Here is a 15137-nt window from a genome sequence, read left to right on the forward strand (position 1 = left end):
CGCGGGGTTGACAGCGCCTCGGCTCACGCCTAGTTTCATAGTTGGTTAATAAACGCGAATGGAAAGTGGCGAGACCATGCCGACGGACGCTCCGACCGCACCACTCGACGAGGCCCGTCTGGACGAGACCTTCGCGGCGCTCGCGAACTCGACGCGGCGCGCGATCCTCGCCCGCCTCGCCGACGGGGAGGCGAGCGTCAACGACCTGGCCGCACCCTTCGACCTGACGCTGCCCGCGATCTCCAAACACATCAAGGTGCTCGAGCAGGCCGGGCTGGTCACCCGAGGTCGCCGCGCCCAGTTCCGGCCTTGCACCATCGCCGCCGCTCCCCTCGCCCAGGTCGCGGACTGGACCGACCAGTACCGGCACATCTGGGACGACCGCTTCGACCGCATGGACCACTACGTCCGGAACCTCCAGAACCCCGACACGACAGAGGAAGACCGATGACCAACACCCAGGACGTCCGGATCGAGCGCACCTTCGAGGCCCCCATCGACCTCATCTGGGCGATGTGGACCGATCCCGAGCACTTCGCCGGCTGGTACGGCCCGGCGGGCGCCACGATCCCGCGAGCCGAGATGGACGTGCGCGTCGGCGGCCGGCGCCACATCGCCATGGAGGTCGAGACCCCAGGCGGTCCGAGGCAGCTGTTCTTCGTCGGCGAGTACCGGGAGGTCGACCCCAAGACCCGCCTCGTGTACACCGAGAGCCTGGCCGACGCGGACGGCCGCGCACTGACCTCCGAACAGATGGGGATGCCCGCCGGCATGCCGACGGACACCTCGATCGTGGTCGAGCTGACCGATCTCGGGCATCGCACCGCAATGGTCCTGACCCATGTCGGCGTGCCCGCCGACTCGCCCGGTGGTCAGGGCTGGGCAACGGCGATCGACACGATGGAGCACCGGGTCGCCGAGCTCGTGGGGCGCGACGACCCCGCGTGACGCCGCCGGTCCAGGAGGGGACCGGGCTCAGAGGACCTTCGACAGGAAGGCCTGGGTGCGCTCCTCCTGGGGGTTGCCGAGCACCTCGACCGGGTCGCCCTCCTCGACGATGACGCCGCCGTCCATGAAGACGAGGTTGTCGCCGACCTCCCGGGCGAACCCCATCTCGTGGGTGACCACCATCATCGTCATGCCCTCGGAGGCGAGGTCCTTCATGACGTCGAGGACGTCGCCGACGAGCTCGGGGTCCAGGGCCGACGTCGGCTCGTCGAAGAGCATGAGGTCCGGGGTCATCGACAGGGCCCGCGCGATCGCGATGCGCTGCTGCTGACCGCCGGACAGGTGCGCGGGGTAGGCGTCCTCGCGGTCGGCGAGGCCGACCTTCTCGAGGGTCTGGCGCGCGATGGCCACCGCCTCGTCCTTGGAGCGCTTCTTCACCTTCGTCTGGGCGATGGTGAGGTTGTCCATGACGGTCAGGTGCGGGAACAGGTTGAACTGCTGGAAGACCATCCCGATCCGGCTGCGCAGGGCATCGAGGTCGACGTCGGGGTCGGTGACCTCGACCCCCTCGACGAAGATCTTGCCCGAGGTGGGCTCCTCGAGCCGGTTGACGCAGCGCAGCAGGGTCGACTTGCCGGAGCCGGAGGGCCCGATGACGCACACGACAGAGGCGGGGGCGACGGTGAAGTTGATCCCGGTGAGGACCTGGTTGTCGCCGAAGTACTTGTGCAGCTCCTGGACGTCGATGGCCGGGGCGTCCTTGTCGATGTGGATCTCGGTCATCAGCGGGCCCTGTCGGCTTGGGCCTCCATGCGCCTGACGACGATGGAGAGCGGGACGGTGATCATGAGGTAGCAGAGGGCCGCGATGAACAGCGGCGTGAGGCTCGTGTACTGCGACAGCCCCTCACGGCCGAACTTGGTCAGCTCGTAGCCGCTGAGGCTCAGCCCGATGACGTAGACGAGCGAGGAGTCCTTGGTGAGCAGGATGAGCTCGTTGGTCAGCGGCGGCAGGATGATGCGGAACGCCTGCGGGATGATGATCGAGACCATCGCCCGGCCGGGCTTCATGCCCAGCGACCGCGCGGCCTCGGTCTGCCCCTTCGGCACCGCCTGGATGCCCGCCCGGATCGTCTCGGCCATGTAGGCCGCACCGACGAGGCCGAGCGCGATCGTGACGGTGCCGAAGGTGCCACCCGGCAGCTGACGGCCCGGGAAGGCGATCGGCAGGCCGTAGTAGAAGCCGATGAAGACGATCAGGGCCGGGACCCCGCGGAAGAACTCGACGAACGTCGTGGCGATCCACCGGTACGGACCCACCGGCGAGAGCCGCATGAGGGCCAGGATCAGGCCCAGGATCAGGCCGAACACGAAGGCGCCCGCCGTGTAGAAGATCGTGTTCTTCAGGGCGATCGTCAGGATCTCCGGGAAGAGCTGGGGGGTGATCTCGGGGGAGATGAAGGTGTCCTTGAGCGTCGGCCAGTCGGCGGCGAACGCGATCGCCACCACCACCACCGCGAGGATCGCGTACTGCACGCCCCTGCTGACTTGGGCACGCTTACGGGGGCTCATTGCCATGTGCTGGATCCTCGCGGTGTGGTGGCGACGTGGACGGGTAGTGCGGATGCGGCTGCGGGTCAGCCCTGCTCAGGCGCCGTGCCGAACCACTGCTCGTAGATCTTGTCGTAGGTCCCGTCGGACTTGATCTTGGCGAGGGTGTCGTTGATGGACTTCAGGAGGACGTCGTTGCCGTCCTTCTTCACCGCGAACCCGTAGGCCTCGCCGGTGTCGAACTCCGCCGTGACCTGGACCTTGTCGTTGCCCTTGGCGTAGTCGAGCAGCGGACCGTTGTCCTGGATGATCGCGTCGACCTGGCCGTTGGAGATGGCCTGGGTCTGGAGCCCGAGGTCCTCGAAGGACTTGAGCTCGACGTCGTCGGGGGCGTTGTCCTTGGCGTACAGCTCGCCGGTGGTGCCCGACATGACACCGAGGGTCTTGCCGCTGAGGTCCTCGAGGCTCTTGATGTTCGGGTCCTGGGTCATGAGGGCCTGGGTGGCCTCGAAGTACGGGTCGGAGAAGTCGATGACCTCGGCCCGCGCGTCGGTGATCGTCATGCCGGCCGCGGCCACGTCGCAGACGCCCGAGTTCAGGGCCTGCCCGGACTGGATGCCCTCGAAGCCGGTGATCTCGACCGCCTTCTCGAGGCCGTTGGCCTTGGCGATCTCGTCGATGAGGGACATGTCGAAGCCGACGACGTCGTTGCCCTCCTTGAACTCGAACGGCTCGTAGGGCAGGGACGTGCAGACGGTGAGCTTGCCGTCGGCGACGACGTTGGCACCGCTCTCGGTGGTGGTGGTCTCGGTGGCGCAGGCGGAGGCGGTGAGAGCGAGAGCTCCGCCGGCGATGAGGGTCAGTGTGCGACGCGTGTTCATGCCCTGCACCCTATGGTGGAGAGGTGGCCAGGTCACGGCCATCCATGTTTCGTGTCTGCAACATCCTCGCGCCGGCCCCCGCTCGGCCGAGGATCGTCCGGGCCCGCCGTAGGCTGGCCGACGATGCACTGCGACTACTTCGACGCGGGACGCTGCCGCTCCTGCACGCTGATGGGCACGCCCTACGGGGCCCAGCTCGCCGACAAGCAGCGCCGGGTCGCGGGCGTGCTCGCACCGCACGGCGAGCACCTCGAGTGGCTCGACCCCATCACCTCCCCCGAGTCGCACTTCCGGACCAAGGCCAAGCTCGTGGTCGGCGGGCGGCCCGGTCGGCCCACCCTGGGCATCCTCGACGAGCGCGGCCGCGGGGTCGACCTGCGGCGGTGCGGCCTGTACGAGCCCGGGCTCGCGGCGACGTTCGACCCGATCCACCGGTTCGTCAGCGAGCTCGGCATCACCCCTTACGACGTCCCGCGGCGCGCGGGGGAGCTCAAGCACGTCATCGTCACCCACTCCCCCGACGGCGAGCACCTCGTGCGCTTCGTCACCCGGTCCGCCGACGGCCTGGCGCTGGTCCGCGACGCACTCCCCCGGCTCCGGGCGCTCCTGCCGTCAGCCCGGGTCGTCACGGTCAACCTGCTGCCCGAGCACAAGGCGGTCCTCGAAGGTGACACCGAGGTCGTGCTCACCGACGATGCCCTGCTGCCGATGCGTCTCGGCCCGGTGACCCTCCAGCTCGGCCCGCGCGCTTTCTTCCAGACCAACACCACGGTCGCCCGGGGGCTGTACGCGCAGGCCCGCGCCTGGGCCGACGAGCTGCAGCCGGCCACCGTGTGGGACCTGTACTGCGGGGTGGGCGGGTTCGCGCTGCACCTGGCCGCGGCGGACCGGCGGGTGGTCGGCGTCGAGTCGTCGGAGGAGGCAGTGGAGGCCGCCCGCGCCGCGGCCGCCGAGGTGCCCCTGGAGGTGACGTTCCACGCCGGGGACGCGACGGCAGGGCCGCCTCCCGGCCCGGCGCCGGACCTCGTCGTCGTCAACCCGCCGCGCCGCGGCCTCGGCCCCGCGCTGGCCGACTGGCTCGAGCACAGCCCGGCCGAGCACGTCGTGTACTCCAGCTGCAACGTCGACAGCCTCGCCCGCGATCTCGCCGCCATGCCCTCGCTGCGCCCGGTCCGGGGCCGGGTTGCCGACATGTTCCCGCAGACCCACCACGTCGAGACCCTCCTGCTCCTGCACCGGACCTAGGCTCGCGTCATGACCTTCTCGATCGCGGCCCGCGACGGCGACGCGTGGGGCGTCGCGGTCGCGAGCAAGTTCCTCGCCGTCGGCTCCGTCGTCCCGCGCGTGGTCCCCGGGCTCGCCGCCGTCGCGACCCAGGCGATGGCCCGGGTCGCCTACCTCGACGAGCTCCAGGACTCCCTCGCCCGGGGCCGGGCGACCGGTGACGCGCTGGCGTCGGCGGTCTCGGGCGATCCCGGCCGCGAGCACCGGCAGGTGGGTCTCGTAGGCCCCGACGGGGCGGCGTCGTGGACCGGCGCCGAGTGCCTGAGCTGGGCGGGCGGCCGGTCCGGCTCGACGCCCGACAGCGCGTTCGCGGTGCAGGGCAACATCCTCGTCGGCCCGCAGGTCGTGGACGCGATGGAGACGACGTGGCAGGCGACGGCGGGCCAGCGGCTCGACCACCGGCTCCTCGCGGTCCTCCTCGCCGGCGACGACGCCGGTGGGGACGCGCGCGGCCGGCAAAGCGCGGCGCTGCTCGTCCGCTCGCCCGGTGCCGGCTACGACGGTGCCGGGGTGCTGGCCGACCTACGGGTCGACGACCACCCGGACGCGCCCCGGGAGCTGGCCCGGCTGCACCGGCTCTCGACCCTGTACTTCGGCTCGGCCGAGGACGTGCAGCCGCTTCGGGGGCCCCTCGCCGAGGAGGTCGAGGGGCTGCTCGCCCACGCCGGGTACCCGGTCCGGGTGGACCGCGACCTGCCCGCCTCCCTCGAGGCGTGGATGGGCGAGGTCAACCTCGAGAACCGGCTCAGCACCGGCGGGATCGACGCTCGGGTGCTGGAGGTGCTGCGCGGGGCGGAGCCACGCTGAGGGCGCGCGGGTCCTGACCGAATCCTTACCGAGTCCTGACACTGCGGGGGTGGCACGGGGCGCCCGGGCGCTCCTACCGTGGTCGGAGGTGGCCTTCCCGCCGGCCCACGGCAGACGCCCTCAGCGGACGTCGCCAGTCCTCCCCTCGGGTCCGCGCGGAACTGCTTCGAGCGGTCACCTCGGGCGCCTCGGTGTCGGTCGGCTCACCGACACCGAGGCGCTACACCTCTCAGCGCGGCGGCCAGGGTGCGGCGCCCTGGCGGGCCACCTCGCCGGCGGGGTCGGTCGTGAAGTCGACGACCGTCGTCGGGTCCGCCCCGCACTCCCCCGAGTCGAGAACGACGTCGACGACGTGGTCGAGCGCCTCCTTGACGGCCCAGCCGTCGGTCATCGGCTCGGTCTCGTCGGGGAGGATGAGGGTGGAGGACAACAGCGGCTCGCCGAGCTCGGCCAGCAGCTCCCGGACCACCGGGTGCTCCGGGATCCGGACGCCGACGGTCTTCTTCTTGGCGTGCAGCAGCCGCCTCGGCACCTCCTGGGTCGCCGGGAGGATGAAGGTGTAGGGGCCCGGAGTGGCGGCCTTGACGGCGCGGAACACGTGGTTGTCGACGTGGACGAGCTGGCCGAGCTGGGCGAAGTCGCGGCAGACCAGCGTGTAGTGGTGCCGGTCGTCGAGCCGTCGGATCGTGCGGATCCGCTCCTTGGCCTGCTGGTCGCCCATCAGCGCGCCGAGCGCGTACCCCGAGTCGGTCGGGTACGCCACCAGTCCGCCGTCGCGCAGGACGGCGACGGTCTGGGCGATCGCCCGCGGCTGGGGGTCGACCGGATGCACGTCGAGGTATCGGGCCACCGGCACAGCGTAGGACCCGCCGGGTGCCGGCCGTCACCCCCGGCGCAGCCCCTTGGACCACAGCTCCGCGGTCTGGACGACCCAGAAGACGGCGAAGAGGGTGATGAGGACGACCTCGACCCAGAGGACGAGCGAGGACGACCGCGTCGCGAGGCTCACGACGACGGTGACGACGAGCGCGACGAGCATCGCCGTGGAGATACCCCGGTACGCCGCGACGTAGCGCACGTTGGCCGCCGGCGCGGCCCCCGCCCGCACCGACTGCTGCGCGTCACGGCCGTTGAGCCAGATGACGGCGATGATGCACAGGAACATCGGCACCGCCGCGAAGCCGTGCGCGAGGCTCAGGAAGAGCTCGCGGTCGACGTAGAACCAGGCCGCTCCCCCGCCGAGCAGGAGGACGGTGCCGACCAGGCCGAGCCGCTCCCAGCGTCCGAGCCCGCCCCCGGCGGCCTCGCGCCGGGCGATGGCGAAGACGGCGAGCCCCACCAGTGCTCCCGCGACGAAGAGCGCCTGCATGTTGTTCGCGACCCGCGCCGGCACGTCGGCGACGACGAACGGGACCGACCGGCAGGCGCCCACCTCGGCCGTCGGCACGAAGGCCACTCCCGGGGCGAGCATCCCCGCGATGTTGAGCAGGATGTCCTCGGCCTCGGTGTTCCCCTTGAGCGCGATGAGGCACACGCCCATCGTCACGAGGACCCCGACGAACACCGCCTGCACCGGAGTGTGGAAGTACGCGCTGATGGAGCCCTGGACGCAGCTGCGGCCCGTGGCCCACCACTCGAGGGCCACCGCGGCGAACAGCAGGACCACGAGCGCCACGAGGGCCACCCGCAGATAGCGGTAGGTCTTCACCGCACCGAGCGCCGGATCGGGCTCCACGTCGCGCATCTCCACCTCGCACCTCCAGTCCTGAGGACGCCCTCCGGGCGACCCTGATACGTCAGTCGACGCGGTACGCGATCTCTGCGCCCCGCTGCACGGTCCGCGACACCGTGCAGAGCCGGTCGCGGCTCTGGGCGACGGCGCGCGGCAGGCGCTCGCGGGCCCGGTCGCCGTCCGGACCCTCCGGGAAGCGGACCCGGACGGTGATCTCGATGTCACCGAGGTGGTTCCCGTCCTCGTCCTTCATCTTCTCGCCCGCGGAGACGACGTCGAAGGACTCGGGCTCCGCGATGCGGCTCGTGATGAAGTCGACGTCGGTGGCGCTGCAGGCCGCCATCGCCGTGAGGAAGAGCTCCACCGCGGTGAACTCCTGGGTCTCGCCGCCGCCGCCGACCCGCATCGTCCCGCCGCGCGGGTTGGTCACCTCGTACAGGCCCTGCTCGACGCGTGTCATGGACACGCTGCGGTGGCCGAGGCCGGTGCCTCCGGTCGGCGGGCTGGGGTCGGGTGCGGTCATCGGTCACTCCACTTCTCGGCGACGGCACGGACGACGCCGAGGTCACGCCACGTCGTCGTCAGGCCGGTCATCCGCTCGATCCGGGCGTTGGTCAGGGTAGAGGCGTGGAAGCCCTTGCCGAGCTCGGCGAGGACGGCGCCGGTGACGACGCGGGCGCGTTCACCATCGGTGGACCAGGCGTCGAGCCGCTCGCCGGCAGGCGCCGGCACCGGCCCGTCGGCGATGGCGAGGTAGCGCTTCGTGGGGCCCGGCAGCAGTGGCGGGATCGCGTCGACCTCGTCGACGAGCGCGGCGAGCTCGGCCGGGGTACGCACGATGCACGGCACCTCGAACCCCGCCCAGTCGGTGAGGACTCCGGCCAGCTCGGCCGCGACCCGCGCCGTGGAGCGACGCCGGCTGGTGACCGCCACGTTGCCGGACTGGATGTGGGTCTCGACGTCCAGGAATCCGGCGGACTCCAGAGCCGCCCGCAGCTCGGCCATCTTGACGAAGCGACCGGAGACGTTCACCGCGCGCAGAAAGGCGACGTAGCCGGGCATGCGTCGATCCTTGCAGGTCGCGCCGACAAGTGTCGCGTGCACCCGCCGGGGCGGTGTCGCCGGCGCGTGATCCCGCCCGTTCCACCCGGATCCCGGGCAGAGCCGCCTCGTGTAGAGCATCCACCGCGATCATCCCTGCCTAGGGTGGAGCGATGGACCTCATCCGCGCCGTCCCGATCCTGACAGTCACCGATGTCGACGCCGCCGTCCAGGAGTACCGCGAGCTGTTAGGACTCGAGGTCCTCATGAACCTCGGCTGGGTGGCGACGTTGGGCACCAGCGGGGCCGCCCAGTTCAGTGTCATGGACGTCGACCGGTCCGCTCCGTGCAACCCACAGATGTCGGTCGAGGTCCCCGATGTCGACGCCGCGTACGAGCGGGCGCGAGAGACAGGGGCCGACATCGTCCACCCGCTGCAGGACGAGGACTGGGGCGTGCGCCGCTTCTTCGTGCGCACGAGCGACGGCCAGGTGGTGAACGTGCTCGGCCATCGCGCTTGAGCCTCACGTGCCGAGACGGCAGTCGCAGCCCCTCGTGGCGCATGGGCCGGCGCCGCCGCGTCCCTCAGACCGTGAGCCCCTGCGAGGCCATCCACTCCGGGTCGGGCTCGACGGGCTGGACGAGCTCGACGACGAGCCCGTCCGGGCCCGCCACCTGCAGCCGGCGCTGGCCCCAGGGCTCGGTGACGAGCGCCTTGAGGACCGGGACCCCCGCGGCCACCAGCCGGTCGTGCCGCGCGTCGACATCCGGGACGACGACCGCCACCATCGCGCCGCTGACGCCGTCGACCCTGTCGACCCAGGTCGAGTGGTCGTGCCGGACGAAGTCCACCCGGAGCCCCTCGTGGTCCGGGTGCTGGGTGCTCACGTACCAGCCGAGGTCCACGAGCACGTGGAACCCGAGGTGCTCGGTGAACCACGCACCAGCAGCCGACGGCTCGCTGCTCGCGTACGCGGCGCCGATTCCGATGACCTGCATGCCAACCCCCGTCTCGTCGATGGACCGAGCGGCGATGCTGTCATGCGGGCATGACGCGGCGCCAGCGGGATACCGGACGCACGGGTCAGGGCAGGGGCCAGGTGTGGACCGGCTCGTTGCCGTCCATGAGCTCGATGTAGCGCGCGAGCATCCGGCGCAGCGCCTCGCGGCGCTCCAGGCCCTGGTCCTCGAAGTGCTGCACGACCCGGGTCTGCCACTCCGCGCCGTTGAGACCGGTGGTGGCCCGGCCCTCGATGATGCCGAGGTAGCGCTCGCGGACGGCGTCCGAGACGCCCCAGGCCTTGAGGCCCTCGTGGGCCATCGGGAGCAGGTGCCGCAGCACGAGCTCGTCGGCTGAGACCTCCCCGAACCCGGGCCAGTAGAGCCTGGCCTCGATCCCGTCGCGCGCCGCCCGCCGGAAGTTCTCCTCGCACGCCGCGAAGCTCATCTTCGTCCACACCGGACGGTCGGCGGCCGCCAGGTACCGCACCGCGCCGTAGTAGAAGGCCGCGTTGGCGAGCACATCGGCGATCGTCGGGCCCGCAGGCAGGACGCGGTTCTCGACCCGCAGGTGCGGGGTGCCGTCGACGATGTCGTAGATGGGCCGGTTCCACCGGTAGACGGTGCCGTTGTGCAGGCGCAGCTCGGCGAGGTCGGGGGCGATACCGGCCTCGAGCTTCGCCATCGGGTCCTCGTCGGTGATGTCGGCGAGCAGGGTCGGGAAGTACCGGACGTTCTCCTCGAAGAGGTCGAAGATCGAGGTGATCCAGCGCTCCCCGAAGAAGACCCGGGGCCGGACCCCCTGGTTCTTCAGCTCGACCGGCCGGGTGTCAGTGGCCTGGCTGAACAGCTCGATGCGGGTCTCCGCGTGGAGCCGCTTGCCGAAGAAGTACGGGCTGTTGGCTGCCAGGGCGATCTGCACCGACGACAGGGCCTGGGCCGCGTTCCAGTGGTTGGCGAAGTCGTGCGGGGCGACCTGGAGGTGCAGCTGCACCGAGGTGCACGCGGACTCCGGCGCGATGGACGTGCAGTACGTCGCCACCCGCTCCCCCGTCGGCCCTTCGATGTCGAGGTACACGTCCTCGCCGCGGGCCAGGAAGATCGAGTCGTTGAGCGCGGTGTAGCGGTTGTTCTCGCTGATCCAGTCGCCCTCGTAGTGCTCGGGCATGATCGTCGGGAGGATGCCGATGGCGACGATCTTGGAGCCCACGTCCTGCGCCGCGCGGTCGGCGGCGTTGAGGCTCGCCCGCAGGTCGTGCTCGAGCTCGATCGCCGAGTCGCCGGGCAGCGGCCGGGGCAGCACGTTGAGCTCGATGTTGTAGCGCGCGAGCTCGGTCTGGTAGCCCGGGTCGGCGATCGCCTCGAGCACCTGGGCGTTGTGGAAGTGCGGCTGCTGGTCGCCGTCGACGAGGTTGAGCTCGATCTCGAGACCCGTCATCGGGCGGTCGAACTCGAAGGAGCTGCGGGTGAGCATGCGTTCGAAGACGTCGAGGTCCTGGCGCACCTTCTCGCGATAGCGCTGACGCTGCTCGCGCGTGTAGCTCTGCGCGCTGACCTCGGCTCCCATGACGACAACCAACCACATCGGGCCAGCACGCGGTAGCCGGGTTGCGCGTTTCGGTCACCGGGACTGTCGGACCGCTCTCCTAGCGTGGACCCCATGCGGCTCCTCCACACCTCCGACTGGCACCTGGGACGGTCGTTCCACGGTGTCGGGCTGCTCGGAGCGCAGGCCGCCTCCCTCGACCACCTCGTCGACACCGTCCGGGCCGAGCGGGTCGACGCCGTCCTCGTCAGCGGCGACGTCTACGACCGGGCCCTCCCCTCCCCCGACACCGTCGCCCTCCTGTCGCAGTCCCTCGAGCGACTGGTCGACGCCGGTGCCCGGGTCGTGGTCTCCAGCGGCAACCACGACTCCGCCACGCGTCTCGGGTTCGCCGCCGGCCTCCTCGAGCGCGCCGGCGTCCACGTCCGCACGTCGATTGCCGACATCGGGCGTCCCGTCCTGCTCGGCGACGTCGCCGTCCACCCCCTTCCCTACCTCGAGCCCGCCCTCGTCGCCGACCCGCTGGGCGCCACCGAGCGCACCCACGGCGCGGTGCTCCGGGCCGCGATGGACCGGGTCCGGGCCGACGCCGCCACCCGCGGCGGCCGCACCGTCGTCATGGCCCACGCCTTCGTCGCCGGGGCCGCGACGAGCGAGTCCGAGCGCGACATCGCCGTGGGCGGGGTGTCCGTCGTCGGCGCCGACGTCTTCGACGGTGTCGACTACGCGGCCCTCGGCCATCTGCACGGCCGGCAGGCCGTCACCTCCACGGTCCGCTACAGCGGGTCGCCGGTGGCCATGTCGTTCAGCGAGTGGCGCCACACCAAGGGCGGCCTCCTCGTCGATCTCGGGGGCTCGCAGCCCGTCGTCGAGGAGGTCGACGGCCCGGTGCAGCGGCCGCTGGCCGTCCTGCGGGGCACCCTCGACGAGCTGCTCGCCGACCCCCGCCACGTCGGGGCCGAGACCGCATGGTGCCAGGTCACCCTCACCGACGCGGTCCGCCCCCTCGGCGCGATGGACCGGGTCCGGCGGCGCTTCCCGCACACCCTCGAGCTGCGCTTCGACCCGCAGGGCGCGGCCGTCCCCATCCGGCCGTACGCCGAGCGGGTCGCCGGCCGCTCCGACGTCGACGTGTGCTGCGACTTCCTCACCCACGTCCGGGGTGGGCGTGCCGCCAGCGCCGACGAGCGCGCCCTCCTCGACGAGGCGGTCGAGGCGGCCCGGGTCGCCCGCGGGCTCGCCGACGACGAAGGTGCTGCGGCGCCGCGGGCGACGGGCGCGGCATGAGGCTCCACCGCCTCGAGGTCGAGGCCTTCGGTCCCTTCGCCGGGCGGGTCTCGCTCGACCTCGACGCCGTCTCGGCGTCCGGGCTGTTCCTCGTGCACGGGCCCACCGGCTCCGGCAAGACGAGCCTGCTCGACGCCGTCTGTTTCGCCCTCTACGCGGACGTCCCGGGGGCGCGCCAGAAGCACGGCCTGCGCAGCGACCACGCGGCTCCCGAGGCCGTGCCCCGGGTCGTCCTCGAGCTCACCGTCGCGGGGCGGCGGCTGCGCATCACCCGCTCCCCGGCCTGGCAGCGCCCGAAGAAGCGAGGCGCCGGGACCACCCCGGTCCAGGCCTCGGTCGTCCTCGAGGAGCGCCGTGACGGCGGCTGGCAGGCCGTGAGCATCCGCAACGATGAGGTGGCCGATGAGGTGCGCTCGATCCTCGGCATGGGCCTGGCGCAGTTCGCGACGGTCGTTCTGCTCCCCCAGGGCGAGTTCGCCGCCTTCCTGCGGGCCACCCCCGAGGACCGGCGCGACGTCCTCGAGCGGCTCTTCGACGTCGGGGTGTTCGCCGACGTCGAGCAGTGGCTCGTCGAGGCCCGGCGCACCGGGGCCGCGGCCCTGGAGGCCGCGCGGTCCGGCCTCGACACCGACCTCCTGCGCCTCGACGACGCCCTCGCGGGCGTGCCCGGGCTCCTCGCCGACCCCGCCGACCCCGCCGACGCCGACGGCGACGCGCCCCCGCCGCTGGGGTCGGTGGGCGTCGACGGCCTGGCGGCCCGGCTCGCGGACGTCGCGGACGCCCTGGCGCTGCGCCTCACCGGCACCCTCGCGGCGGTCGACGCCGCAGAGACCGCGGAGGCCTCCGCCCAGTCGGCCCTCGACACCGCCCGTGAGCTGGCCGGCCGGCAGCAGCGCGGCCGCACGGCCCGCGCCCGCCTGGAGCACCTGGCCGCGGCGGCCACCGAGCACACCGCTCGCCGCGACGAGCTCGACGCGGCCGATCGCGCCGCCACCGTGGCGGGTCACCTCCAGGCCCGCCACCGCGCGGTGGCCGAGGTCGACTCCGCCGAGGCCCTGGTAACCCGTCGGCGAGCCGCCGCGGTGGGCCTCGGGCTCGACACCGACCTGCCCGCCGCCGACCTCCTCACCGCCGTCCGGGCGCTCGACGCGGCGGCCGAGGCCGTAGGGCGCGAGGCCGGCCCCGCCCGCGACCTCGCGGCGGCCCTGGACGCCGCCGTCCTCGACGCGCAGTCCCTCGCGGCCGAGCGCGACGCCCTCGCGGAGTCGCTCCCGGCCCTCGCCGCCGCGGCCTCGTCGGCGGAGCTCGAGCTGACCCGCGTCCTCGGCGAGGTGGCCCGGCTCCCCGGGCTCGAGCACAGCGTCCAGGTGCTCCGGGGCCGCCTCGGCACCCTCGACGAGGTCGACGCCGGCACCGCGCGGCTGGAGGCCCTCGCGCCTCGGCTCGTCGAGGCCCGCGACGACCTGCTCGCCCGCCAGAGCGAGCTGCTCACGCTCCGGTCACGCCGGCTCGACCAGATGGCGGCCGAGCTCGCCGCCGGACTGGGCTCCGGCGACCCCTGCCCGGTGTGCGGCTCGGCCGAGCACCCCGCCCCCGCGGTCGCCGCCGACCCGGTCACCCCCGAGGCGCTCAGCACGGCCGAGTCCCGGCTCGAGGCCGCCCAGGCGGCGGTCTCCGAGCTCGACCGCGAGGTCAGCGCCCTCCAGGCGTCCGTCCGCGCCCGGGCCGAGGACCTCGACGGCGTCACGCGCGACGCTCTCACCGCCGACCTCACCCGGGCCGGCGCAGCGCTCGAGCGCGCCCGCGCCGCCGGCAGCGGGCTCGACGCGGCCCGCGCAACCCGCGACACCCACCGGTCCGCCGCCGCGTCCGCCGAGGTCCGCCATGAGCGGGTCCTGGCCACCCTCGAGGTCACCGACGAGCGCCTCACGGCACTGACCGAGGAGGCCGGGCAGGCGGCGTCCCGGCTCGAGGAGGCTCTCGCGACCCACGCGACGTGCCCGTGCGCCTCCCCCGACCCGGCCGGGCACACCCGGGCCCGGGACGCCCTGGCGCACCTGCTGCGCGCCGAGGAGGAGGCCGAGGCGGCCCGCACCCGGCTCGCCACCGTCACCGCCGACCTCGACGCCGCGGCTGAGGCGGCCGGCTTCGGCTCGGCAGCCGAGGCCGGGGCCGCGGTCCGCGACGCCGGCGCCACCGACCGGCTCCGCGACGCGGTGCTCGGCCATGCCCGCGACCTCGACGCCGCGCGCGCCGTGCTGGCCGAGCCCGAGGTCGAGGCCGCCCTGAAGGCCGACGCGCCCCCGGTCGAGGATCTCGTCGCCGCGTCGCGCGCCGCACGACGGGCCGTGCTCGAGGCCGTCTCCACCCACGAGGCCGTCGGCCGCGCCGTCCGGGCCCTGGAGGCGCTGCGTCCCGGCCTCGAGGCGCGGTGCGCCGACCTCGCCGGGCTCGCCGCGCGGCAGGCCGGCGTTCGCGAGCTCGCCGACGCCGTCGGGGGCACCGGCGGCGACAACACGCTGCGGATGCGGCTCAGCTCGTTCGTCCTCGCCGCCCGGCTCGAGAAGGTCGCGACCCTCGCCAACGAGCGGCTCGCGGTCATGGGAGCCGGTCGCTACGTCCTCGAGCACACCGACGAGCGCGCCGCGCGCGGGGCCCGCTCGGGGCTCGGGCTGCGGGTGCTCGACCAGTGGACGGGCCGGGCCCGCGACACCGCCTCGCTCTCGGGCGGCGAGACCTTCATGGCCTCCCTCGCCCTCGCCCTGGGGCTGGCCGACGCCGTCCGCGAGGAGTCGGGCGGGCTCGACCTCGGCACGCTGTTCATCGACGAGGGCTTCGGCAGCCTCGACGACGAGAGCCTCGAGCAGGTGCTCACCGTCCTCGACGGGCTGCGTGAGGGCGGCCGCGCGGTGGGCGTCGTCAGCCACGTCGCCGATCTCCGGGCCCGCATCCCGCACCAGATCGTCGTCACCAAGGGCGCGGCGGGCAGCAGCGTCGCCACCCGGACCGCGGCGGAGGCGCCGGCGGCCTGAGCCGCCGACGCCCCCGAACGCCACGGTCCA

At 72.9% G+C, this 15137-nt stretch carries 16 protein-coding genes; 7 read left to right on the forward strand and 9 right to left on the reverse strand.

Annotated elements, in window-relative coordinates; genetic code table 11:
- Positions 1–76 precede the first annotated feature (76 nt).
- Both Q0963_RS08680 and Q0963_RS08685 read left to right on the forward strand, forming a co-directional pair.
- The gene (locus Q0963_RS08680; RefSeq protein WP_299445028.1) at positions 77–451 is read left to right on the forward strand and encodes a helix-turn-helix transcriptional regulator; all 375 of its coding nucleotides are present in this window, start codon (positions 77–79) and stop codon (positions 449–451) included.
- The gene (locus tag Q0963_RS08685; protein ID WP_299445029.1) at positions 448–948 is read left to right on the forward strand and encodes an SRPBCC domain-containing protein; all 501 of its coding nucleotides are present in this window, start codon (positions 448–450) and stop codon (positions 946–948) included. Before Q0963_RS08680 ends, Q0963_RS08685 begins: the two co-directional genes overlap by 4 nt.
- 27 nt (positions 949–975) lie before the next feature.
- On the opposite strand, the gene Q0963_RS08690 is transcribed toward Q0963_RS08685, so the two are convergent.
- The 3 genes from Q0963_RS08690 to Q0963_RS08700 are packed head-to-tail and all read right to left on the reverse strand — an operon-like array spanning position 976 to position 3379.
- Positions 976–1731: an amino acid ABC transporter ATP-binding protein gene (locus Q0963_RS08690; protein ID WP_299445030.1), complete on the reverse strand. Its 756-nt coding sequence runs from the start codon at positions 1729–1731 to the stop codon at positions 976–978.
- Positions 1731–2525: an amino acid ABC transporter permease gene (locus Q0963_RS08695; protein WP_299445031.1), complete on the reverse strand. Its 795-nt coding sequence runs from the start codon at positions 2523–2525 to the stop codon at positions 1731–1733. The genes Q0963_RS08690 and Q0963_RS08695 overlap by 1 nt, the downstream gene beginning before the upstream one ends.
- Positions 2526–2584: 59 nt before the next feature.
- Complete coding sequence (locus Q0963_RS08700; protein WP_299445032.1) at positions 2585–3379, reverse strand: basic amino acid ABC transporter substrate-binding protein; 795 nt, start codon at positions 3377–3379, stop codon at positions 2585–2587.
- Between the two features lie 123 nt (positions 3380–3502).
- Between Q0963_RS08700 and Q0963_RS08705 the strand changes: the two genes are divergently transcribed.
- Positions 3503–4624, forward strand: a complete 1122-nt coding sequence (locus Q0963_RS08705; protein ID WP_299445033.1) for a methyltransferase domain-containing protein — start codon at positions 3503–3505, stop codon at positions 4622–4624.
- A gap of 9 nt (positions 4625–4633) precedes the next feature.
- Positions 4634–5470, forward strand: coding sequence for a DUF1028 domain-containing protein (locus tag Q0963_RS08710; RefSeq protein WP_299445034.1), 837 nt, complete (start codon positions 4634–4636; stop codon positions 5468–5470).
- 229 nt (positions 5471–5699) lie between these two features.
- Here Q0963_RS08710 and Q0963_RS08715 read toward each other — a convergent pair whose 3' ends face one another.
- The 4 genes from Q0963_RS08715 to Q0963_RS08730 form a co-directional block, all read right to left on the reverse strand.
- The gene (locus tag Q0963_RS08715) at positions 5700–6320 is read right to left on the reverse strand and encodes an L-threonylcarbamoyladenylate synthase (RefSeq protein WP_299445035.1); all 621 of its coding nucleotides are present in this window, start codon (positions 6318–6320) and stop codon (positions 5700–5702) included.
- 33 nt (positions 6321–6353) lie between these two features.
- Positions 6354–7205 carry a hypothetical protein gene (locus tag Q0963_RS08720; protein WP_299445036.1) on the reverse strand — a complete coding sequence of 284 codons (852 nt, stop codon included), beginning with the start codon at positions 7203–7205 and terminating at the stop codon, positions 6354–6356.
- A gap of 61 nt (positions 7206–7266) precedes the next feature.
- On the reverse strand, positions 7267–7725 hold the full coding sequence (locus tag Q0963_RS08725; protein WP_299445037.1) for an OsmC family protein: 459 nt from the start codon (positions 7723–7725) through the stop codon (positions 7267–7269).
- Complete coding sequence (locus tag Q0963_RS08730) at positions 7722–8264, reverse strand: DUF1697 domain-containing protein (protein WP_299445038.1); 543 nt, start codon at positions 8262–8264, stop codon at positions 7722–7724. The genes Q0963_RS08725 and Q0963_RS08730 overlap by 4 nt, the downstream gene beginning before the upstream one ends.
- 152 nt (positions 8265–8416) lie before the next feature.
- Between Q0963_RS08730 and Q0963_RS08735 the strand changes: the two genes are divergently transcribed.
- Positions 8417–8764 (forward strand): VOC family protein, encoded by a 348-nt coding sequence (locus Q0963_RS08735; protein WP_299445039.1) that lies wholly within the window; start codon positions 8417–8419, stop codon positions 8762–8764.
- A 64-nt stretch (positions 8765–8828) separates the two neighbouring features.
- On the opposite strand, the gene Q0963_RS08740 is transcribed toward Q0963_RS08735, so the two are convergent.
- Both Q0963_RS08740 and Q0963_RS08745 read right to left on the reverse strand, forming a co-directional pair.
- Positions 8829–9242, reverse strand: a complete 414-nt coding sequence (locus Q0963_RS08740; RefSeq protein WP_299445040.1) for a VOC family protein — start codon at positions 9240–9242, stop codon at positions 8829–8831.
- 85 nt (positions 9243–9327) lie between these two features.
- Positions 9328–10809: a glutamate-cysteine ligase family protein gene (locus Q0963_RS08745; protein ID WP_299445041.1), complete on the reverse strand. Its 1482-nt coding sequence runs from the start codon at positions 10807–10809 to the stop codon at positions 9328–9330.
- A 93-nt stretch (positions 10810–10902) separates the two neighbouring features.
- Between Q0963_RS08745 and Q0963_RS08750 the strand changes: the two genes are divergently transcribed.
- On the forward strand, positions 10903–12075 hold the full coding sequence (locus Q0963_RS08750; RefSeq protein WP_299445042.1) for an exonuclease SbcCD subunit D: 1173 nt from the start codon (positions 10903–10905) through the stop codon (positions 12073–12075).
- Complete coding sequence (locus Q0963_RS08755; RefSeq protein ID WP_299445043.1) at positions 12072–15107, forward strand: SMC family ATPase; 3036 nt, start codon at positions 12072–12074, stop codon at positions 15105–15107. The genes Q0963_RS08750 and Q0963_RS08755 overlap by 4 nt, the downstream gene beginning before the upstream one ends.
- Positions 15108–15137 lie beyond the last annotated feature (30 nt).

This window comes from uncultured Phycicoccus sp. (assembly GCF_947495705.1).
Lineage (GTDB): Bacteria > Actinomycetota > Actinomycetes > Actinomycetales > Dermatophilaceae > Phycicoccus.

Coding starts and splice junctions, on each gene's coding strand:
- Q0963_RS08755 (WP_299445043.1), top strand. CDS start 12,072: ATGAGGCTCCACCGCCTCGAGGTCGAGGCCTTCGGTCCCTTCGCCGGG.
- Q0963_RS08680 (WP_299445028.1), top strand. CDS start 77: ATGCCGACGGACGCTCCGACCGCACCACTCGACGAGGCCCGTCTGGAC.
- Q0963_RS08745 (WP_299445041.1), bottom strand. CDS start 10,809: ATGGGAGCCGAGGTCAGCGCGCAGAGCTACACGCGCGAGCAGCGTCAG.
- Q0963_RS08700 (WP_299445032.1), bottom strand. CDS start 3,379: ATGAACACGCGTCGCACACTGACCCTCATCGCCGGCGGAGCTCTCGCT.
- Q0963_RS08730 (WP_299445038.1), bottom strand. CDS start 8,264: ATGCCCGGCTACGTCGCCTTTCTGCGCGCGGTGAACGTCTCCGGTCGC.
- Q0963_RS08740 (WP_299445040.1), bottom strand. CDS start 9,242: ATGCAGGTCATCGGAATCGGCGCCGCGTACGCGAGCAGCGAGCCGTCG.
- Q0963_RS08690 (WP_299445030.1), bottom strand. CDS start 1,731: ATGACCGAGATCCACATCGACAAGGACGCCCCGGCCATCGACGTCCAG.
- Q0963_RS08705 (WP_299445033.1), top strand. CDS start 3,503: ATGCACTGCGACTACTTCGACGCGGGACGCTGCCGCTCCTGCACGCTG.
- Q0963_RS08710 (WP_299445034.1), top strand. CDS start 4,634: ATGACCTTCTCGATCGCGGCCCGCGACGGCGACGCGTGGGGCGTCGCG.
- Q0963_RS08735 (WP_299445039.1), top strand. CDS start 8,417: ATGGACCTCATCCGCGCCGTCCCGATCCTGACAGTCACCGATGTCGAC.
- Q0963_RS08750 (WP_299445042.1), top strand. CDS start 10,903: ATGCGGCTCCTCCACACCTCCGACTGGCACCTGGGACGGTCGTTCCAC.
- Q0963_RS08685 (WP_299445029.1), top strand. CDS start 448: ATGACCAACACCCAGGACGTCCGGATCGAGCGCACCTTCGAGGCCCCC.
- Q0963_RS08725 (WP_299445037.1), bottom strand. CDS start 7,725: ATGACCGCACCCGACCCCAGCCCGCCGACCGGAGGCACCGGCCTCGGC.
- Q0963_RS08695 (WP_299445031.1), bottom strand. CDS start 2,525: ATGGCAATGAGCCCCCGTAAGCGTGCCCAAGTCAGCAGGGGCGTGCAG.